This is a genomic window from Desulfurellaceae bacterium, from assembly GCA_021296095.1.
In the GTDB taxonomy this organism is placed as follows: Bacteria; Desulfobacterota; Binatia; order Bin18; family Bin18; genus JAAXHF01.
Genome location: JAGWBB010000020.1, coordinates 1 through 19,748 on the forward strand (window position 1 = coordinate 1; position 19,748 = coordinate 19,748).

The 19,748-nt window shown below is 64.5% G+C and carries 18 protein-coding genes; 1 reads left to right on the forward strand and 17 read right to left on the reverse strand.

Translation table 11 applies throughout. The features are described 5' to 3' along the window. The 5 genes from J4F42_06510 to J4F42_06530 all read right to left on the reverse strand — a co-directional run. A partial coding sequence (locus tag J4F42_06510; protein ID MCE2485148.1) for an ATP-binding cassette domain-containing protein occupies positions 1 to 325 on the reverse strand: 325 nt, incomplete at its 3' end. Between the two features lie 58 nt (positions 326 to 383). Then, positions 384 to 1,214, reverse strand: coding sequence for an ABC transporter permease (locus tag J4F42_06515; GenBank protein ID MCE2485149.1), 831 nt, complete (start codon positions 1,212 to 1,214; stop codon positions 384 to 386). Further along, a complete protein-coding gene (locus J4F42_06520; protein MCE2485150.1) occupies positions 1,211 to 2,170 on the reverse strand; it encodes an ABC transporter permease in 960 nt (319 codons plus the stop codon). Before J4F42_06520 ends, J4F42_06515 begins: the two co-directional genes overlap by 4 nt. Next, the gene (locus J4F42_06525; protein MCE2485151.1) at positions 2,167 to 3,741 is read right to left on the reverse strand and encodes an ABC transporter substrate-binding protein; all 1,575 of its coding nucleotides are present in this window, start codon (positions 3,739 to 3,741) and stop codon (positions 2,167 to 2,169) included. The genes J4F42_06520 and J4F42_06525 overlap by 4 nt, the downstream gene beginning before the upstream one ends. Before the next feature lie 152 nt (positions 3,742 to 3,893). Then, the gene (locus tag J4F42_06530; protein ID MCE2485152.1) at positions 3,894 to 4,814 is read right to left on the reverse strand and encodes a hypothetical protein; all 921 of its coding nucleotides are present in this window, start codon (positions 4,812 to 4,814) and stop codon (positions 3,894 to 3,896) included. A 193-nt stretch (positions 4,815 to 5,007) separates the two neighbouring features. Here J4F42_06530 and mmuM point away from each other — a divergent pair, with 193 nt between their 5' ends. Continuing rightward, positions 5,008 to 5,988, forward strand: coding sequence for a homocysteine S-methyltransferase (gene mmuM, locus J4F42_06535; GenBank protein ID MCE2485153.1), 981 nt, complete (start codon positions 5,008 to 5,010; stop codon positions 5,986 to 5,988). A gap of 25 nt (positions 5,989 to 6,013) precedes the next feature. Here mmuM and J4F42_06540 read toward each other — a convergent pair whose 3' ends face one another. The 12 genes from J4F42_06540 to tilS form a co-directional block, all read right to left on the reverse strand. Continuing rightward, positions 6,014 to 6,529 (reverse strand): adenine phosphoribosyltransferase, encoded by a 516-nt coding sequence (locus tag J4F42_06540; GenBank protein MCE2485154.1) that lies wholly within the window; start codon positions 6,527 to 6,529, stop codon positions 6,014 to 6,016. A 16-nt stretch (positions 6,530 to 6,545) separates the two neighbouring features. Beyond that, a complete protein-coding gene (locus J4F42_06545; protein MCE2485155.1) occupies positions 6,546 to 7,283 on the reverse strand; it encodes a peptidoglycan DD-metalloendopeptidase family protein in 738 nt (245 codons plus the stop codon). Positions 7,284 to 7,298: 15 nt separating this feature from the next. Beyond that, positions 7,299 to 7,880: a DedA family protein gene (locus J4F42_06550; GenBank protein MCE2485156.1), complete on the reverse strand. Its 582-nt coding sequence runs from the start codon at positions 7,878 to 7,880 to the stop codon at positions 7,299 to 7,301. A gap of 48 nt (positions 7,881 to 7,928) precedes the next feature. Beyond that, the gene (cimA, locus tag J4F42_06555) at positions 7,929 to 9,548 is read right to left on the reverse strand and encodes a citramalate synthase (GenBank protein MCE2485157.1); all 1,620 of its coding nucleotides are present in this window, start codon (positions 9,546 to 9,548) and stop codon (positions 7,929 to 7,931) included. Between the two features lie 36 nt (positions 9,549 to 9,584). Next, a complete protein-coding gene (locus tag J4F42_06560; GenBank protein ID MCE2485158.1) occupies positions 9,585 to 10,799 on the reverse strand; it encodes an aspartate kinase in 1,215 nt (404 codons plus the stop codon). A gap of 11 nt (positions 10,800 to 10,810) precedes the next feature. Beyond that, on the reverse strand, positions 10,811 to 11,299 hold the full coding sequence (gene tsaE / locus J4F42_06565) for a tRNA (adenosine(37)-N6)-threonylcarbamoyltransferase complex ATPase subunit type 1 TsaE (protein ID MCE2485159.1): 489 nt from the start codon (positions 11,297 to 11,299) through the stop codon (positions 10,811 to 10,813). Beyond that, positions 11,296 to 12,882, reverse strand: coding sequence for an NAD(P)H-hydrate dehydratase (locus J4F42_06570; GenBank protein MCE2485160.1), 1,587 nt, complete (start codon positions 12,880 to 12,882; stop codon positions 11,296 to 11,298). The genes tsaE and J4F42_06570 overlap by 4 nt, the downstream gene beginning before the upstream one ends. Then, a complete protein-coding gene (locus tag J4F42_06575) occupies positions 12,879 to 14,285 on the reverse strand; it encodes a phosphoglucosamine mutase (protein ID MCE2485161.1) in 1,407 nt (468 codons plus the stop codon). Before J4F42_06575 ends, J4F42_06570 begins: the two co-directional genes overlap by 4 nt. A gap of 37 nt (positions 14,286 to 14,322) precedes the next feature. Continuing rightward, positions 14,323 to 15,270 carry a hypothetical protein gene (locus J4F42_06580; GenBank protein ID MCE2485162.1) on the reverse strand — a complete coding sequence of 316 codons (948 nt, stop codon included), beginning with the start codon at positions 15,268 to 15,270 and terminating at the stop codon, positions 14,323 to 14,325. 46 nt (positions 15,271 to 15,316) lie between these two features. Further along, complete coding sequence (cdaA, locus tag J4F42_06585) at positions 15,317 to 16,072, reverse strand: diadenylate cyclase CdaA (protein MCE2485163.1); 756 nt, start codon at positions 16,070 to 16,072, stop codon at positions 15,317 to 15,319. Between the two features lie 157 nt (positions 16,073 to 16,229). After that, positions 16,230 to 18,017 carry an ATP-dependent zinc metalloprotease FtsH gene (gene ftsH, locus J4F42_06590; protein MCE2485164.1) on the reverse strand — a complete coding sequence of 596 codons (1,788 nt, stop codon included), beginning with the start codon at positions 18,015 to 18,017 and terminating at the stop codon, positions 16,230 to 16,232. A gap of 82 nt (positions 18,018 to 18,099) precedes the next feature. Next, positions 18,100 to 19,581, reverse strand: coding sequence for a tRNA lysidine(34) synthetase TilS (gene tilS, locus J4F42_06595; GenBank protein ID MCE2485165.1), 1,482 nt, complete (start codon positions 19,579 to 19,581; stop codon positions 18,100 to 18,102). Positions 19,582 to 19,748 lie beyond the last annotated feature (167 nt).

Sequence of the window (19,748 nt, forward strand, 5' to 3'; positions counted from 1 at the left end):
GGTGGGCCGGGTTGAAAGACGCGGCCGCGCTCTGGGCGACATAGGCGATACGGCTGCCGCGTAGCCTGCGCAGCTCAGTCTCGGCCAGGGAGTGAAGCGCCAAGCCGTCAAAAACGACGGCGCCGTCCGTAATGCGGCAGCCGCTGCGGCTGTAGTACATGGCGGCCAGGCCGAGCGTCGATTTGCCCGCCCCGGACTCGCCGATGATACCCAGCACTTCTCCACGATCAAGCTCGAGGTCGAACCCGTGGAGGATGGGCCGGCTCTGCCCCTGGGCAAAGCCTTCGACCCGCAGCTGGTGGATGCTGAGCAGTCGCTCCGGCATGCTCATCGCCTATCACACCGGCCCCGCCTTTTCACTCGACCGGTCCTCCGACCCCGGCTCAGGGCCGTCGGTCGGGGGCCGCTTCTGTCTGCGCCAGCCAGTCAACGACCAGGTTGACGGCGATTGTCAGCAGCCCAATCGCCGCAGCCGGGAAAAACGGGGCGGCCAGCCCGAACGGCATGGCGCCGGCATTGTCACGAACCATGCTGCCCCAGTCGGCCGTCGGCGGCTGCATGCCCAGACCCAGAAAACTGAGCGAGCTGATGAACAGAAACACAAAGCAGAACCGCAGGCCGAGTTCTGCCAGCAGCGGCCCATACGTATTCGGCACAATCTCGGAACGAACGACCCACCACCAGCCCTCCCCCCGCAGCCTGGCCAGCTCGACAAACTCCACCACCGTCATATCCAGGGCCAGGGCACGCGACAGGCGGAAGACACGGGTGGCGCTCAGCAGGGCGCTGACCAGGACGACGGTCGTCACCGAGGGACTCAACACCGACAGCAGCAGCAGGGCAAAAATCAGGCTGGGCAGCGCCAGCAACACCTCGACCAGCCAGTTGAGCAGGCTATCGACCCAGCCGCCGATCAGAGCGGCTGCCGAGCCGCCGACAACGCCAACACCGAAGGCCAGCAGGGTTGCCACCAGGGCCACGCCGACGGTGTTCCGAGCGCCGTACAGCAGACGCGACAACAGGTCACGGCCGAGCTGGTCGGTCCCCAGCAGCGCCGAGCGACTGGACACCTCCCACACATCGCCGACCACCTCGGTTTCGCCGTAGGGCGCCAGCAGCGGGGCCAGCAGCGCCGCCCCGAGGTAGACGGCGATCAAGCCCAGGCCGAGCCTGGCACTCAGCGGCGCGCGGCCGAATGTCCGTAAAACAGTCATGGCGAACTGGGCTGGCGCAGCCGGGGGTTGCTCAGCAGAGCCAACACATCGGCCGTCAGGTTGAGCACGACGTACACCGAGGCGAAGATCAGGCCGCACGCCCGGACTACCGGCAGGTCACGCTTGGACACCGCGTCGACCAGGAGCTGGCCGAGTCCAGGATAGACGAACACCACCTCGACCACTACCACCCCGACAACCAGGAAGGCCAGGTTCAGGACAACGACGTTGATGATCGGCGAGACGGCGTTGGGCAGCGCGTGGTGGACAATAATCCGGCCCGGAGACAGCCCTTTGAGCCGGGCCATTTCAATATATGGACTGTGCAGCAGGTTCAGAATCGCCGCCCGGGTCAGCCGCATCATGTGGGCGCCGACGACCAGACCGAGGGTCAGGACCGGCAGGCTGAGGGCGGACAGCGTGTCGGCCAGCGCCATGCCGGGAGAGATGATCGACACCGCCGGAAAGACCTGCAAGCGAACCGCAAAGACGACCGTGAGCAGATAGGCGATAAAGAAATCCGGCAGGGAAATCGTGCTCAGGCCGACAATCGACAGCGTTTTATCGATCCACCGGTCGCGATACACCGCAGCCACCAGACCCAGGCTCAGAGCGAGCGGCACCGCGACCAGCGCGGTCAGCGTGGCCAGCAGCACGGTGTTGGCCAGACGCCCGCGGATCAGCTCGGCCACCGGCTGCTGATTGGCCAGCGAGGTACCAAGCTCGCCGCGCACAAGGTCGGCCAGCCAGTCGAGGTAGCGAACGTGCAGGGGCCGGTCCACGCCCAGCTGGCGGCGCAGGGCGGCGACCGTGTCGGGCGTTGCCGACTGGCCCAGCACCGCCTCGGCCACATCGCCCGGCAGCACCTCCAGACCGAGCGACAGGATGAGCGAGATGGCCAACAGGGTCAGCAGGCCGAGGGCCAGCCGCCGGACGATCAGGACGCGCAGACTCATGACCCGCCGGGCTCCCGGGCCCACCACCAGCGCTCGGCACACCGGCCGCCGTCCAGTTCCCGATGGCTGGCCAACTGCCCGAAGCGCAGCCGGCTGTCGGCGGCGCACACGTCCGCAGCAAACAGCGGGATGATAACCCCGCCCTCATCGCGCACAATCGTCTGCATCTCGGCGTACTGCTCGGCGCGTTTGTGCTCGTCGAGTTCGGCCCGGGCGGCTCTCAGCAGGCGATTGAAGCGCGGGTGACGAAAACGCGTGTCGTTCCAGGCTGCGTCCTCGGCATAGGCGGTCGCAAACATCAGCCCTGCGGTCGGCTGGCCGTTCCACGAACACAGGCAAAAGGGCTTTGTGAGCCACACGTTTTTCCAGTATCCGTCGGCCGGCTCGCGGACGATCTGGAGCGTCAGACCTGCTTTTGCGGCGTGCTCCCGATACAGCACGGCCGTATCGACCGCGCCCGGAAACGCGGCGTCTGAGGTGCTCAGCCGCAGGCGTAGGCCATCCAGCCCGGCACGCCGCAGATGGAATCGGGCCCGATCCGGATCGTAGGGTCGCTGGGCCAGCCGGGCGGCAAAATAGGGCTGGCCGCGGCTGATCGGATGGTCGTTGCCGAGGCTGCCATAGCCGCGCAGAATGGTGCGCAGCAGAGCGTCCCGGTCGATGGCGTATTTGAGCGCTAGACGCACATCGGGATTGTCGAATGGGGCGACATCGGTGTGCATGGGCAGGGAGTAGTGCTTGGTGCCGTGGGTTTGCAGTATCTGGATGCCGGGCAGACGGGACAGGAGATGCAGGGTTTTCAGCTCGCAGCGGTTGATAGCATCGACGCGGCCGGTTTGCAGGGCTGCGGTTCGGGCGTTCACATCGGCGATGGCCAGCATTTCCACAGCCTCGAAGTGGGCCCGGTCAGCCTTCCAGTAGTTGGGATTGCGCCGGGTCAGCGAGCGAACGCCGGGCTCGAACTCGACCAGTTGATAGCCACCGGTTCCCACACCGGTCGTGACATCGCCGTCGTGGGGCTGAATCGTCAGGTGGATGTCGGCCAGCACAAACGGAAAATCGGCCTGCCCGTCCCGGAGTTCAAAGACTACCCCGGTCTTGCCGTCGGGACGGAGCTGGAGGATATTGTCCAGCAGAATCTTGACCGGCGACACCGATTGCCTGCCCCGGTGATGGTTGATCGAGGCAACCACATCCGCGGCCTCCAGGGTTTTGCCGTGATGGAACTCAACGCCCCGCCGCAGCCCAAAGCGCCACACCCTGGCATCCGGCGACACGTCCCAGCCGTCGGCCAACTCGGGCCTGGGCCGGCCCTGCTCGTCGATCTCCACCAGAGTATTGCGAAGCTGGCCGAAAGACAGCAGGGTCATGAAGGCGTCCGAGATGCGGGCCGGGTCAAGCGAGTCGCTGGTAAAGCCACCCGAGATCCCCAGCCGCAACAGCCCGCCTTGTTGCGGGCGATTGATCCGCGTCTGGGCCAACAGGCCGGGTGCGGCCGCAGCCAGCCCCAGGCTCGAGGCCAGGAACCGCCGACGGGACAACGGGCGGGGGATGGGTGAGGCGGTCAGCATAGGCGGCGCGTGGACGACGGACGGGTCTCAGCTCGGGGCGTCTTTTGTCGTAGCCGTCACCCGGCTCCGATACAGATGGTCCCGGGCCTGCTTCATAAGCGTTCGTCAGCCTGTGGTCAAGCGGAACAGGCTGGGATCGCAGGCAAGATGTGTTACCGAGATTGACAAGAGACCGGTCCTGTCGTCCAGACCCGGATCGACTGGCCTCGGACGCGGACCCCCGTCAGCGCGGCACACAGCCGAGACAGATAACGGCAATCACGGGTCTGCTCGAGAATGAGCAGCACTCCAGGCCGCTTCTTGAGGAGGCGGGCATAGTGCACCGCCTGGCCGATCGCTTCGTACCATTTATCCGCAAAGTCAGCCTCTACGGCATACGCAGGCAGCACGCAGTCCGCCCGCGTATCGTCCAGCAGGCGGACTTCCAGCTGTCCGTCTTGAGCGGTACACCAGGCGGCGTTGTACTCGTCTTCGGGAGCGGCCCGAAGGGGCGTCCACCAGACGAGGGCATCGGTCGCGGAGCTGCTGTCTGCCAACGGTTCTGCCGTTTCCTGGGCAGAGGACACACACGCGCCCGGTTCTTGTGGCTCTTCGGGCTCCTCATTCAGGACCATCTCAAAATGCTGGCTACCCTCACTCCATTCAAGCAGGGTCGTTTCTCCCGCCGAAGGAAAATCCGGGACCAGACACTGGCCACTTGCCTCGCTCAGAAACTCCTCTCCGGTGGTGGCGACCTCAAACCTGTTCCTGGCAAACTCCACGCCAGCGTCGTAGGCCACCGCGACGTGCTCTCCATCCCCGAGCAGCGCCCAGTTAAAGATGGACACAAAGCTGTTGTTCGTATCCCCACAGGCACGATAAGTATCGTCCCGCTCGCTCCCATACACCATGACAAGCGGATCACCATCGTTGAAGCGGACTGTGATGTCTCCGCTGGCGTCGCACTTCCAGCCCGATATCACACCAATACCCGACAGCTTGGCGTCCGGGCCGGGAATCTCCAGCATCCCGGCCTGCGCCGGGGAAGAGGCCAGGACAAGGCTTGCCAGGCTGATAGTGAGATGGCTTTTCATCGTGACTCCTGTCTGACAGCGTTCGAGGCTGCCCCGCAGTGGAGTATCGTCAACTCCGCCCTGTGTGTCCGCCGTTCCATCGGAGCACACTTCAATCTTGGCCTCACCGGTGTTGTCAAGATTGGTACAGCCAGCTGGCTTGATTTCGGGCCGGCTCTCAGGGCATGCTGGGGCGCCAAGGACTGTGTGGTTCATGCAAGCCGTGCCTTCCCCCCCAGACTCACCGCTCAGACCTTTTGTGGCCCGCACCGGCGTCCTGATTGTTGACGGCGGGCTGGCCACCGAACTCGAAGCGCGGGGCTACCGGCTGGGCGACGGACTGTGGTCGGCCCGTCTGTTGGACACCGCGCCCCTGACCGTCCAACAGGTTCATGCCGACTACCTGGCGGCCGGTGCCGACTGCATTATCACGGCCAGCTATCAGGCCAGCCTGCCCGGCTTTGTGGACCACGGTTACAGTCAAGACCAGGCTGTTGCGCTGCTCCACAGATCGGTCGAGCTGGCCCTGAACGCGCGCGAGGCGTTTTGGGCTCAGGCCGATAATCGGACCGGTCGTCTGCGGCCGCTGGTTGCGGCCAGTGTCGGCCCCTACGGTGCGTACCTGGCCGACGGCTCCGAGTATACTGGCAGCTACGATCTGAGCGAGGACGAGTTGCTCGCCTTTCATCGGCCGCGCTGGCAGCTGTTGGCCGCCAGCCGGGCCGACCTGCTGGCCTGCGAGACCATCCCCAGCGCGCGTGAAGCGCGGGTCCTGGCTCGCCTGCTGATTGAGACGCCCCACGTTGTAGCCTGGGTCAGTTTCAGCTGTCGGGACGGGCAACATATCAGCGACGGCACGCCTCTGGCTGAAGCTATGGCCCCGTTTGTCGGGCTGCCCCAGGTCGTCGCGCTGGGCATCAACTGCACGCCGCTACGTCACGTCCTGCCCCTGACCAGGACGGTTCGGCGGCTGAGCGCCAAACCGCTTATCGTTTATCCCAACTGTGCCGAGAGCCATGACAGGCAGACCCGGCGCTGGGGGGTGCAGGCCCGGCCCGGCGAGTTTGCCAGCGCCGCCCAGACCTGGCAGCGGGCCGGAGCGGTGCTGATCGGCGGCTGTTGCCACACCACACCGGGCCACATTGCGGCGCTGCGGGCCGGCTTGATCCTGGGCAGAGCCGAACCGCGTCCATAGCGTCACGGACAAGGTCCAGGGCCGGCTACTCGAACTGCATCAGCGCAAACGCCTCGTGCGGGACAAGGTTCTGGCGGCCGCCCAGGCTGAGCAGCTCAACCAGAAAGGCGACTTCCACCACCTCTCCCTCCAGCTGCTGAATGAGTCCCAGAGCCGCCCGGGCCGTGCCGCCGGTGGCCAGCAGATCGTCGACCAGCAGAACCCGGCTGCCGGGCGCAAACGCGTCTCTATGGATCTCCAGGCGGTCGGTCCCGTACTCCAACCCATAATCGGCCGCCAGGGTTTCGGCCGGCAGCTTGCCGGACTTGCGTACGACCGTCAGGCCACAGCCCAGGCTGTAAGCCAGCGCGCCGCCGACCAGGAAGCCTCGCGCGTCTATCCCAACGACCGTATCAACCCGGCCTTGATAGCGCTCGGCCAGGCGGTCGATACACGCCCGCCAGGCCGGACCGTTGGCCAGCAGGGGGGTGATATCGCGGAACATAATGCCCGGTTTGGGAAAATCCGGGATGCTGCGGATATGGGCTGTCAGGTCACGCATGGCGGTCTCCGGCACGTCATCGGCTGACGATCTGATGGTTCGGGGGTAAGAGTTTGAGCGGATTGCGGGCTTTATTGTTGCGTCGGATTTCAAAATGCAGATTGGGGCCGGTGGCCCGCCCGGTGTTGCCGACGGCGGCGATCTTCTGGCCCTGTTTCACAAGCTGGCCCTGTTTCACGTAGTGCCGGCTGTTGTGGGCGTAGACCGAGGCGTAGCCGTTGGCGTGTCGCAGAATAATGACCTTCCCGTAACCGCGCAACACCCCGCTGTAGATGACCTCACCGGGAGCGGTGGCCACGATCGGGGTTCCGGCCGGCGCGGCAATATCAATCCCGTCATGAAAGCTGTTATTGCGCGGACCATAGCGAGAGGTCAGGACGCCCTGGGTCGGCCACATAAAACGTCCCACCGCGGCCGGCGGCCGCTTGCGGCCACGCTGCGGCTCCCGAACTGCCGCCCGGCGGGTCGCGGCGCGTCGGCGCGCCGGTGCAGACCTGGAGCGGGCGGTCTTCAGGCTATCGGTCCCGCCGTGCGGGATGCGCAGGCGCTGGCCGACCCGAATCCTATCCGGGTCGGCCAGATTATTCAGACGGGCAATGTCTCGGAAGGGAACGCCGTAGCGCACGCCGATTGCGGACAGGGTTTCCCCCGCCCGAACGGTATGGATCGGCTGTCTGACCCCGCGTGAGCAGGCCGACATGGCCGCACACAACAGTAAGATGAGGCCCAGCCCCAGAGCAATCCGCCTCCGCACCACCACTCCCTCATTCTAGCCATACCACCCCAGCAGCACAAACCCGAGCAGCACCAGGACGGTGAAGACTATTGTCAGGATATTGAAGTATTTGTCAATGAAGACCTTGATGGTCGGCCCGTAATAGTAAATCAGGCCGCTGATGAGAAAAAAGCGGGCCGAACGGCTCACCACCGAGGCCAGTACAAAGCTGGACAGTGACAGCTGGGTCGCTCCCGCCGCAATGGTGAACACCTTGTACGGAATAGGCGTGAAGCCGGCAATAGCGACCGCCCAGCCGCCATGCGCCACAAAGCGCTGCTCGACCTCGGCGTACGCGGCCCGGGCGTTGTACAGCTCGATGATCGGCCGTCCAAGGCCGTCCATCAGCAGCCAGCCAATCAGATAGCCGGCCAGACCACCTGCCACAGAACCGACCGAACAGATCAGCGCGAACCGAAAAGCCGCACCCGGTTTGCCCAGGGCCAGGGCCATCAGCAGGACATCCGGGGGAATGGGAAAGACGGACGACTCGGCAAAAGCCAGCAGTAGCAGGGCCAGCCCGCCGTAACGGTGGTCAGCCCAGCCCAGGACCCAGTCATAAACACGCCGAAGCATGGCCTACAGCAGAGAGACGGCGCGTGTCCGACCCGGTCCGGCCGACACTCAGTCGGCCCGCGACGCGGCGGGCGCCTCGACCGGCGCGGACTCGCCCGCGCGCTTCTTGTCCTTGTACAGTTTGTACTCAATGCTATCGACCAGTGCCTGCCAGCTGGCCTCGATCACATTCGGAGATACTCCGACCGTTCCCCATTTGCTGTGTTCGTCGCCGGATTCGATCAGCACCCGTACGGTCGCCCCGGTTCCGGCGTCTCCGCCCAACACCCGGACCTTGTAGTCGAGCAGCTCCATGGTCTCGAGCTGGGGGTAGAACTGGGTCAGCGCCTTGCGCAGCGCCCGGTCGAGGGCGTTGACCGGCCCGTTGCCCTGGGCTGCGGTATGCTCGACCGCCCCGTCCGGGCCCTCGACCATGATCGTCGCCTCGGACAGCGGGGGCTCGTCCTCCCTGCGCTTCTCGTCAATCACCCGGAAGCCGATCAGGCGGAAGTGGCGGACCTTGCCGTGGAGGGCTTTTTGCATCAGCAGCTCGAACGACGCGTCGGCTCCCTCATACTGAAAGCCGGCGTTTTCGAGCTGTTTGACCTCGCGCAGAATCGTCTTCACCGCCGGATCGGTATTGTCCACATCGAGCCCGAACTGCTTGGCTTTGTAAATCACATTGCTGCGGCCCGACAGGTCGGAGACCAGAACGCGCTGGTGGTTGCCGATCAGTTCGGGGTCGATGTGTTCATAGGTTTCGCGGTTTTTTTGGACCGCAGCGACGTGCAGCCCGCCCTTATGGGCGAAGGCGCTGGCGCCGACGTAGGCTTGACGCTTGTGCGGCTCGATATTAGCCAGCTCGTACACGGTACGGGAAACCGTCGGCAGGGTCTTGAGCTGACTTGGGCTGACACACCCGTAGCCCAGCTTGAGCTGGAGGTTGGGCACGACCGAGCACAAATTGGCGTTGCCGCACCGCTCGCCAAAGCCGTTAATCGTGCCCTGCACCTGGCTGGCTCCGCCTTCCACCCCGGCCAGCGAGTTGGCCACCGCCAGCTCGCAGTCGTTGTGGCAGTGAATGCCCAGCCGGCTGTCCAGTCCGGCGGCCGCCTGGGTCGCCTGGCGAATCTCGTGCGGCATGCTGCCCCCACGCGTATCGCACAAAACCAGCACATCAGCCCCGGCCTGGGCGGCTACCTTCAGACACGCCAAGGCGTAGTCGGGGTTGGCCCGGTAGCCGTCAAAAAAGTGCTCGGCATCAAAAAAGACCTCGTCCACCCGGGTCTTGAGATAGGCGATTGAGTCGCCGATGACCTCGAGGTTGGCCTGGAGCGAAATCCGCAGATCGTCCCGGACGTGTAAATCCCAGGTCTTACCGACAATGGTGACGACCGGGGTCTCGGCTTGCAGCAACAGCCTGATGTTCAGATCATCGGCCGCCGTGATATTGGCCCGACGGGTCGAGCCGAAGGCGGCAACCTTGGCCCGTTTGAGGGAGAGCTTTTTGACCGCGCTGAAAAACTCCTCATCCCGCGGGTTCGAGCCCGGCCAACCGCCCTCGATATAGCCGATGCCGAAATCGTCCAGCTGCTGGGCGATCAACAGCTTATCTTCCAGGGTAAAGGCCACGTCTTCGGACTGGCAGCCGTCACGCAGAGTGGTATCGTACAAGGCTATGCTTGGCATGCTGAACCTCGAAGTGGGTGTCGATGAGGGACGCTTCTACTGGGCCGGAGCAATAAACTCGTCGTGCAGGACGCGGACGGCCAACTCGCGGTATTTGGCCTCAATGACAATGGAAATCTTGATCTCTGAGGTCGAGATCATCTGGATGTTAATCCCCTCGCGGGCCAGGACCTGAAACATGCGGGAGGCGACCCCGGCATGACTACGCATGCCGAGCCCGACGATGGACACCTTGGCGACCTGGGTATCGGACGTTACTCCGCCGGCCCGAATCTCCTCGGCGATGTGTGCAACCCGGCTCAGCGCTTTTTGCACATCGTCCTGGGGCACGGTAAAGGTCAGATCGGTAGAGCCCTCGGCGCTGGCGTTTTGGATGATCATATCGACCACGATATTGTCATCCGCAATCGGGCCAAACAGTTTGGCCGCCAGACCGGGCCGGTCGGGAACCCGCAGCAGGGTGATTTTGGCTTGGTTCAGGTCAGACGTCACGCCTGAGACGATCACGTCCTCCATACTCGGCTCCTCTTCAACCAGAAATGTTCCGGTGTCGGGCGCAAAGCTCGACCGGACATGGACCGCCACGTGGTGGCGTTTGGCAAATTCGACGGATCGAATCTGCAAGACTTTTGCCCCCAGGCTGGCCAACTCCAGCATCTCGTCGTAGGAGATGCGCTGCATTTTTCGGGCCCTGGGGCAGATGCGCGGGTCGGCCGTATAGACGCCGTCCACGTCGGTATAGATCTCACACACGTCGGCCCGGGTCACGGCCGCAATAGCCACCGCCGAGGTGTCCGAGCCGCCCCGGCCCAGGGTGGTGATATTGTCGTCGGCGTCAACGCCCTGAAAGCCGGCCACCACCACAATGGCGCCGTCATTGAGCGCGCTGGTCAGGCGGTCGGTGGCGATGCGCTGGATCCGCGCCCGGCCAAAGGCGCTATCGGTGGTGATTTCGACCTGATGGCCGAGCAGGGGTTGGGTCGGGTAGCCCATGTCCTTGAGGGTCATGGACAGCAGGGCGACGGTGACCTGTTCTCCGGTCGAAACCAGCAGATCGCTGGCCTGGGCGTCGGGTCGGTCGGTCACCTGCCTGGCCAAGCCTAACAGCCGGTCGGTTTCGCCACTCATGGCCGACACCACAACCGCGACCTGATGGCCGGCGTCACGGGTTTCGGCGATTCGCCGGGCGACCGCTTTAATCCGCTCGGACGACCCGACCGATGTGCCGCCGTATTTCTGAACAATAAGCATAGGGCATGTCTTCAGCAGGAAAGGTGTTCGCCAAGTTGACGTATCACGCCTTGGTAGGGCCCGCCATACGCCGTCAGCGTAATGACCCGGGCATCGGCAGGACCAAAGCGTATGGATACCAACAGATACTCCTCAAGCAGACCGGCCGGCAGAAACCGGAACCATTCGACGGCACTCACTCCCCGGCCGGACAGATACTCCTCAAGCCCCAACTCCTCCATATCCTCAGCCCCAAGGCCCTCCAGACGGTACAGGTCGATATGGAACAGCGCAGCCCCCTGCCTATAATGCTCAGCGATAAGAGTAAAGGTGGGGCTGGTGATCTCCTCGCCATCAAGTCCCAAGCCGACGGCCAGGCCCTTCACAAAACAGGTTTTACCGGCCCCCAGGTCACCATCGAGGCCGACCACGGCGCCGAGCCACAGGCGCCGCCCGACCTCCCGGCCGAGCGCCCGGGTCTGTTCGGGGCTGCACGTCCGTACGGTCAGGCTGGCATTCATGGCCGAGGCGCGGGCCGGGCGGAGGCTGACAGCGAGCGGAGCGAGCGCGGCAGCCGGTCGATAACATCGCGGGCCAGGATCCCGGCCGGTCCGATCTCCCGGGCGGCCAGGTCACCCGCGCTGCCATGTATGAAGACGCCCAGCTGACACGCCTCGGCGGGTTGATAGCCCTGGGCCAGCAGGCCGCCAATAATCCCGGCCAAGACATCGCCCATCCCCCCGCTGGCCATCCCGGGATTGCCGGTCGGGTTGATCCAGGCCCAGCCGTCGGGAGCGGCAATGACCGTCCGGGCGCCTTTGAGAACGACATGACACCGAAAGGAGGTGGCAAAGTCGCGGGCACACTCAAGACGGCTGGCCTGGACCTCGGCCGAGCTGGAGTTGGTCAGCCTTGCCATTTCGCCCGGATGCGGGGTCAGCACGACCGGCTGCGACGCGTCCCGCAGCATGGCGGGCTGGCTGGCCACGCAGTTCAGGCCGTCGGCGTCGATCAGGAGCGGCAGCTCAGTATTCTTGAGCAGCCAGCGGGTCAGCTTCAGCGTGTCGGCCGATACGCCAATACCCGGCCCGAAGGCGACCGCGGTCCGGGCCTGGAGCGCCTCACGCAGCGCACCGGCCGCCATCCGCAGGCTGCCATCGGCGCGTTCGGGCAGGCCAAGCGTCATGGCTTCGAGCACCGCCGCAGAAAAGACCGGAACGAGGGACTCAGGCCCGGCCAGGGTCACCAGACCGGTTCCGGTCCGCAGACCGGCCGAGGCGGCCAACAGCGCGGCACCGCTCTTGCCCCGGGCGCCGGCTAAAACCAGCAGGTGCCCGAAGCTGCCCTTGTGTGAGTCGGGCTGACGAGCCTGAACAAACCGCCGCACCGTTTCGGGACTCAGCAGCTCCACGGTCGGCCGGACTGTGGCCAGCGCTTCAGGCGCGGTTCCGATATCAACGACCACCAGACGGCCGGCATAGTCCAACCCGGGGTACTGGCTCAGACCGAGCTTGGGATAGCCGAAGGTGACGGTCAGTCGGGCCCGCACCGCGTCCCCCAGGGGCTGTCCCCGGTCGGCATCCAAGCCGGACGGAATATCGACCGCGACCACCGGCCGGCCACTGCCGTTGACCAGTGCGATCAGTCCGGCGGCCAGGCCCCGGACTGGCGCGTTAAGTCCGGTCCCCAGCAGGGCATCAACGACCAGACCACAGCTGCGGAGCTTGTCCTCGACCAGCGGCAGCTGATCCGGCCGGGTCACTTCGGTGATGCGTCCTCGGCCGCGCACAAAGGCCGACAGCGCGCGGCGCGCATCGCCACCTACGTCCGCCCGTTTTGCCGCCAGGACGACCTCGCAGGTCAGATCGCGTTGTCTGAGCAGGCGAGCCATGACAAAGCCATCACCGCCGTTGTTGCCCTTGCCGGCCAGCACCAGCACGCGAGCCTTCCGGGTGTCGCTCAGGAGTTGCGGAAACGCCTCCAGCAGGTGAGTCGTGGCCCCAGCTCCGGCCCGTTCCATGAGAACCCGACCCGGTGTGCCGTAGCGCTCGATGGTGAGCCGGTCGAGCTCCCGCATCTGTTGGCCCGTCACCAGATACGTCACGGCTCTTGCTCCGATTCGCCCAGATGGGTGCGCACCGCGTCGGCCACCTCCTCGCCGTAGCCGCGTACCCGGTCGGCGTCGGCGCCTTCAACCATGACTCTGACCAGGGGTTCGGTGCCGGAGTAGCGCACCAGCAGGCGGCCGGAATCGCCCAGCGCCTCGCTCACCCGCCGAATGGCCAGGGCGATAGGTTCGACGCTGGCCAGATCGCGCCGCTCCCGGACTCTGACATTGATGAGGTGTTGGGGGTAACGCGTCATCACCCGCTTGAGTCCGGACAGCGGCTGTTGGCGCTGAATCATGATGGCCAAGACCGACAAAAAGGTAATCAGCCCGTCCCCGGTCGTACCGGTGTCCAGGAAGACCACATGTCCGGACTGCTCTCCGCCCAGCACATAACCACCCCGTCGCATCGCTTCGACCACATAGCGGTCGCCAACCGGGGTGCGGACCAGCTGTCCACCCATCCGGCGTAGCGCCGCCTCAAGGCCGAGGTTGCTCATCACGGTGGCTACCAGGGTCTTGTGTGGCAGGCTGTCGGTCCGCAGTTTTTCCTCGGCCGCAATCGCCAAAATGGCGTCGCCATCAACGACCTCGGCGGTCTCATCAACCAGGATGGCCCGGTCGGCGTCGCCGTCGAGGGCCAGCCCGATGTCCGCCCCGGTCTCGCGGACCAGGCGTTGTACGTGGTGCGGGTGGAGCGCTCCGCAGTCGGCGTTGATATTCTCTCCGTTCGGCTCAACCCCAACCGCAGTCACCTGCGCGCCCAACTCGGTCAGGACTTCGGGAGCTACTCGGTAGCCCGCGCCGTTGGCGCAGTCGATGACGACTTTGATCCCGTCTAGGGTCAGTTCACGCGGAAAGGCGGTCTTGGCAAAGACGTTGTAGCGGCCCAGGGCGTCATCCACCCGGGTGGCTTTGCCGATGGCGGTTGCGGTGGGTCGCAAATGGTCGATCTTGCCGTCCATGACCAGCGCCTCAAGGCGGTCTTCCAGACTGTCGGGTAGCTTGAACCCGTCCCGCGAGAAAATCTTGACCCCGTTGTCCTGGAACGGGTTGTGCGAGGCGGAGATCACGACGCCGGCATTCGCCCGCTGGCTGCGGGTCAGAAAGGCAATCCCGGGAGTCGGCAGAGGCCCGACCAGGAGCACGTCGGCACCCATCGAACAGATGCCGGAGGCCAGGGCGGTCTCAAGCATATAGCCCGACAAACGGGTGTCCTTGCCGATCAGAATCCTGTGCCGGCCCGGCACGTCGCGAAACACATAGGCCAGAGCCCGGCCGAGCCGCAGCGCCGTTTCAGCCGTCATGGGCTCGATATTGGCGACGCCCCGAATGCCGTCGGTGCCAAACAAGCGTTCCCCGGTATGCGCATCGCCCTGCCCGTTGCCCCTGTCCGTCATACGCCGTATCCCTCTCGCCCGTGCGGCTGCGACGCGCCTAGTGTCCGTCCGCAGTCCCGACGGATTCCGCTTGTGACTCCTGGTCTTCCACATCCGACTGAACGGCCGGTATGTCGATCAGGGTCAGAGACACCTCGTGCGGCTCTTGGGAGACAATCTCCACCCCCGGCGGCACCAGCACCGTGACGACAACCGGCGCCGTCCCCGGCTCGTGACTGGCCGCATCCACAAACACCTCCTCCTCGGTCAGCTGTAGCTGTTCCAGCACCCGCCTGGGGCCGGACACGACAACATCGACCGTGGCGGGATCGAGGCTGGAGGCCAAGTCCGTATTGCGCACGGTCAGCGCGATCTGTTGGAAGGCACGCGAGAGTATCACGTCCTGCACGTCGACCCGGACGCGCACCTGTTGCAGATTGTAGGACAGCAGACCGTCCTGGGGCCGCATCAAATCAAGATCGAGCGTCGTCGATTGGGTCAGCCGACTCAGCTGCAAGGGCTCGGTCAGCACAAACTGCAGACGGGCGACAGCCGGCGCCGGACCGGTGACCTCGACGGTATCGGGCACTAGCTCCATCTCGCCGACCCGGTAGTCCGGGGGCGGCTCGTCGTGCACGTCAAGATGGACCGGCAAGGTGCGCGTCTCAATCCGAGCAATATCGAGGTTGACCTGAGACGGACTGATCCGCACCAACTGCACTCCGCGCGGCAGGCTGAGCCGCTCGGACCCGATCCGGAAAGACGAGCGTCCGGGACGCATCCCGGCCAGGTCCAGCACGACTTTTTGCTGGTCAAGCAAGCCCAGCAGGGTGCGCGGTCCAAGGACCTGAACATCGACCGAATCGACCTGTGCGCCGGTCACGACCAGGTGGGGCGGCAGGTTGCGCCATTCGAGCGGAAAGGTCAACGACTTTTCGGTGTCCCGCTCTCCGGCGTTCACCATCAGCCACAGTCCGGCGGCAAAGACCACGGAGAACCCTTTCATAAAGAGATTCCGAAAGATGAGCCGCCAGGCGATATGCAAGCCGTGCTTAAGCATGGACAAAAAACTGCTGGAGCGAGGCACGCAGCGTGCCGACATCCAGGTTGCGCTCAATCCGCCCTTCCCGCACCAGGGAGACAGCCCCTTCCTCTTCCGACACCACAACAACAAGCGCATCGGTCTCCTCGGTCAGCCCGATTGCCGCCCGGTGACGTGTACCGAGGTGTCTGTCTACTCCGGGATTGGCAGTCAGCGGCAAGAAACATCCTGCTGCGCTTATCCGCCCGGCCTGGATGACAACCGCACCATCATGAATCGGCGAGGCGGGCAGAAAAATACTCTCCAGCATTTCTCTGCCCACCCGAGCATCAAGCGGGGTGCCGAACCGGATGTAATCGTTAAGCCCAACAGTCCGCTCGAGGACGATCAGCGCCCCGACTCGTTTTGCGGCCAAGGACACTGCCGCCTGACTGACCTCTTCGACAACCGAGGCATACGCGGTTCGCACGCGAACGCCGAGCAGCGAGCCACGCCCCATCTCGGTCAAGGCCCGGCGGATATCGTTCTGAAACAGCACGACAATCACCAGCAGGATCGAGCCGAGGAAGTTATCCAGCATCCAGTTCAGGGTGTACAACTCCAAGAGCTGAGAGCCGAGGTAGGCCAGAAACAGGAGGACGAGACCGACCAGCATCTGCACCGCCCGGGTGCCGCGGATCAGATGGAGGATCCAGTACACCCCACAGGCGATGAGGACGACATCAAGCAGGTCTTGCCAGCGCAGTTGAACGAAGAGATCGGCCATGGAGCTTAGGCTACCGCCCCCGCACCAATCAGAGCGACCATCCGCCCGGACAGGGGCGGTGCCTGTACGACGGCGTCGGGGCGTCTCCTGAGGACACCCCTCGAACACCGGTGGCCGGGACAGGCGGCGGGTGGCATTGGTGGCCTCACTTTTCGGACTAGGCTCCGGCCGGTGCCGGGGAATCCTTCATCCCGTCCGGCTCTTTGCCAAACAGCTTAATCATCTCGGCAATCTCGGCCCCGTCAAGGACTTCCTTCTCCAGAAGGTGCTCGGCCATCTTGTGCAAGACCTCGATATTGGTCTGCAACAGCGCCTTGGCCCGTTCATAAGCGTGCATGATGATCTGACGCACCTCGGTATCAATCTCAATCGCCGTCTGCTCAGAATATTCTTTCATCTGGGTGAAATCGCGGCCCAGAAAAATCTGCTCATCCTTTTTGCCGAACGTCATCGGCCCCAGCTTCTCACTCATGCCCCACTCACACACCATACGCCGGGCCAGGTCGGTCGCTTTCTCAATATCGTCGCCCGCGCCGGTCGTGGTATGGCCGAGCACAATCTCTTCCGCCACCCGACCGCCAAACATGACCGCCAGCCGCTTGAGCACATAGTCTTTGGAGAAGGTATGCCGGTCGTCGACCGGGACTTGCTGGGTCACTCCCAGCGCCATGCCGCGCGGGATGATCGAGACCTTGTGGACCGGATCGGTGCCGGGGGTGAGTCCGGCGACGAGCGCATGGCCAGCCTCGTGGTAGGCGGTGTTGCGTTTCTCTTCGGACGTCAGGATCAGGCTGCGCCGCTCAGCTCCCATCAAGACTTTGTCTTTGGACAGCTCAAAGTCTTCCATGCCGACTTTTTCTTTGTTCTGGCGGGCGGCCAGCAGGGCGGCCTCGTTCACCAGGTTCTCAAGATCGGCCCCGGAGAAACCCGGCGTTGCCCGGGCCAGGGTTTCGACATCAACACTCTCGTCGGTTGGAACCCGGCGGCTGTGGACGCGCAGGATCTCTTCACGGCCACGGACATCCGGGTGGGGCACGACCACCCGCCGATCAAACCGTCCCGGCCGCAGCAGGGCCGGATCGAGCACGTCGGGCCGGTTGGTGGCGGCAATGAGGATCACCCCCTCATTGGCCTCGAACCCGTCCATCTCGACCAGGAGCTGATTGAGCGTCTGCTCGCGTTCGTCGTGGCCGCCGCCCAGTCCCGCCCCGCGGTGGCGACCGACCGCGTCAATCTCGTCGATAAAGATCAGGCACGGCGCCTGTTTCTTGCCCTGGATGAACAGGTCGCGGACGCGCGACGCGCCGACGCCGACAAACATCTCGACAAAGTCGGAGCCGCTGATGGAAAAGAACGGCACCCCGGCCTCGCCGGCAATCGCCCGGGCCAGCAGGGTTTTCCCGGTTCCCGGCGCGCCAACCAGCAACACGCCCTTGGGAATCCGACCGCCCAGGCGGGTGAACTTTTTGGGGTCTTTCAGGAAGGCGATGATCTCTTCCAGCTCCTGCTTGGCCTCCTCAATGCCCGCGACATCACTAAAAGTCACCGTCTGCTGATTTTCGGTCAGCACCTTGGCGCGGCTCTTGCCAAACGACATGGCCTTGCCCCCGCCCATCTGCATCTGGCGCATGAAGAACACCCAGACGCCGATCAGGAGCAGCATCGGGAACCACTGGACCAGAACCGCCACATACCACGGATCGCTGTCCTCGGGCCGGGCGCTCACTCGCACGCCCTGCTCGCGCAGGGTGTGCATCAGCTCGGGATCGTCCGGCGCAAAGGTGGTAAAGCGGCTGTCGTCGCTGAAGCGGCCGTGGATCGTCTGTCCCTGTATGGTGACCTCGGAGACTTCCCCGCGTTGGAGAGCGGCAAAGAAATCGCTGAACGCTACCTCGGGTTTTGGGGACTGCTGGCGGCTGAATACGTTAAACAGCAGGAGAATCATGAGTCCCAACACCAGCCATAAAGCGAGATTGTGTGAAACTTTGTTCACTCCTTAAAGCCCCCTTCCGTTACCTGCGGCCAGCCTAACATAGTTCTACTTTCTCCGGCAATGGGCTGACCACGCACTGGCATACCGCACGCGTCGTCGTCGTCACCAGTCCGACCTTGCCCCGGACGTGGCCAGGCACCCAGGCCACCTCGACATCGTTGTCCGCCACAACGACCAGGGGAAAGACTGGGCGCAGACGGCGCGGCAGCTTGGCATCACTGAATACATCGTAAACTTTCTTTCGGCCAGCCATGCCCAGGGGAGCAATCCGGTCTCCGGGACGTGCGCTCCGGATCTGGAGTCCTGAGGCCACCAGCCTGGCGTCAAACACGGTCCGCCACGGGTCAACCGTTCGTGCCTGGGCCGGAGCAGCCTGCCACGCGATCGGCGCACCCAGCCGACACCGCCAGCCGCTACCGGGAATGTGGAGGACGGCGGGCAGCCTCAGCTCTTGTCCGCAGGCGATGGGGTAGGCGTAGGGTTGGGTGATGAGTCGCTTTGGCTCAGCGATCAGACAGCCGTGCTCGACCCGGACCTGGAGGCTGCCGGGCAGTTCAACAGTCCCCCGGATCCGGCCCTCAGCCAGGACGCAGACCTGTTCGAGGTGGCGAAAGCCCAGTTCGCGGTCGGGATCGGCGCGTTCGAGCCACTGGCGCACGATACGCACCCGTAGGGCTGCGGGCTCCGCCGCCCAGGCGTGCAGGCACAGGCCGGGCTTACCGTCCCGCTCCTGCTCGACGCGCTCCCGCGCTCCCGTTGTCGCGGCTTCGAGCCAGTCCTCCTCTGCGCGCAGAGTGTCGGCCAGATGAACCAGATGACGAGCGATACGGGGCGAGAACTCGGTCGCCAGCAGGGGCAGCAGACGGTGCCGAATGCGGTTGCGGGCATAGCTCAGGTCGGCGTTGCTGGGATCGGTCACAGACGACAGCCTGCGCTCGGCCAGATACGCCAGGACTTCCTGCCGCGTACAGTCCAGCAGCGGACGGATGAGCCGCTTATCCCCCCGCGTTCCGATCATACGGCTCGGCGGCATACCGCTCAGGCCACGCCGGGCACTGCCCCGCAAGAGCCGAAACAACACGGTTTCGGCCTGGTCGTCCCGGGTATGGGCCAGAGCCAGATAGTCCAGCCCCTCCCGCTCCATTGCCACGCCAAAAAACCGATAGCGCTCGGCGCGCGCCCAGGCTTCGAGGCCATGTGGGGGGGAGGAGTCCAGTTTCTTGACCACACAGGGCAGCTGCCAGCGCCGACACAGCCGCTCGACGTGACGCTGTTCACGCTCGGCTTCCGGCCGCAGCCCATGGTTGACGTGGAGCACGCTGAGGGACAGTCGGGTGCTCTCCGGTTGGGCCAGCAGGGCGCTCAACAGGGCCACCGAGTCCGGGCCACCTGACACCCCGACTCCAATACGGATGGGGCGGTCACCCGGACCAGCATCTCCTTGGGAGGAAAAAAACCGCGCCAGAGCGGTTTTGACCTTGCGTTCGAGCGGAGAAAAACGCAAGCGATTTTTCACATCCAGACTCCAGGAATGCACCCTTCCATACACCAAGCCTGGAGCGGTCGGCAAGGTCCTTGTGCCACGGCGAGAAGCTTGGCATGATGCCGAGCTGTGCGGCACCGCGTATTGGCATATCTTCGGTGGGTTCTGTTTGTCGGCTGCCTGCTTGGACCCGGCTCCGC

Excerpts from the sequence above, each read along its gene's own strand:
- J4F42_06515 (MCE2485149.1), bottom strand. The coding sequence starts at position 1,214 with ATGACTGTTTTACGGACATTCGGCCGCGCGCCGCTGAGTGCCAGGCTC.
- J4F42_06520 (MCE2485150.1), bottom strand. The coding sequence starts at position 2,170 with ATGAGTCTGCGCGTCCTGATCGTCCGGCGGCTGGCCCTCGGCCTGCTG.
- J4F42_06525 (MCE2485151.1), bottom strand. The coding sequence starts at position 3,741 with ATGCTGACCGCCTCACCCATCCCCCGCCCGTTGTCCCGTCGGCGGTTC.
- J4F42_06530 (MCE2485152.1), bottom strand. The coding sequence starts at position 4,814 with ATGAAAAGCCATCTCACTATCAGCCTGGCAAGCCTTGTCCTGGCCTCT.
- mmuM (MCE2485153.1), top strand. The coding sequence starts at position 5,008 with ATGCAAGCCGTGCCTTCCCCCCCAGACTCACCGCTCAGACCTTTTGTG.
- J4F42_06540 (MCE2485154.1), bottom strand. The coding sequence starts at position 6,529 with ATGCGTGACCTGACAGCCCATATCCGCAGCATCCCGGATTTTCCCAAA.
- J4F42_06550 (MCE2485156.1), bottom strand. The coding sequence starts at position 7,880 with ATGCTTCGGCGTGTTTATGACTGGGTCCTGGGCTGGGCTGACCACCGT.
- cimA (MCE2485157.1), bottom strand. The coding sequence starts at position 9,548 with ATGCCAAGCATAGCCTTGTACGATACCACTCTGCGTGACGGCTGCCAG.
- J4F42_06560 (MCE2485158.1), bottom strand. The coding sequence starts at position 10,799 with ATGCTTATTGTTCAGAAATACGGCGGCACATCGGTCGGGTCGTCCGAG.
- tsaE (MCE2485159.1), bottom strand. The coding sequence starts at position 11,299 with ATGAATGCCAGCCTGACCGTACGGACGTGCAGCCCCGAACAGACCCGG.
- J4F42_06575 (MCE2485161.1), bottom strand. The coding sequence starts at position 14,285 with ATGACGGACAGGGGCAACGGGCAGGGCGATGCGCATACCGGGGAACGC.
- J4F42_06580 (MCE2485162.1), bottom strand. The coding sequence starts at position 15,270 with ATGAAAGGGTTCTCCGTGGTCTTTGCCGCCGGACTGTGGCTGATGGTG.
- cdaA (MCE2485163.1), bottom strand. The coding sequence starts at position 16,072 with ATGGCCGATCTCTTCGTTCAACTGCGCTGGCAAGACCTGCTTGATGTC.
- ftsH (MCE2485164.1), bottom strand. The coding sequence starts at position 18,017 with ATGATTCTCCTGCTGTTTAACGTATTCAGCCGCCAGCAGTCCCCAAAA.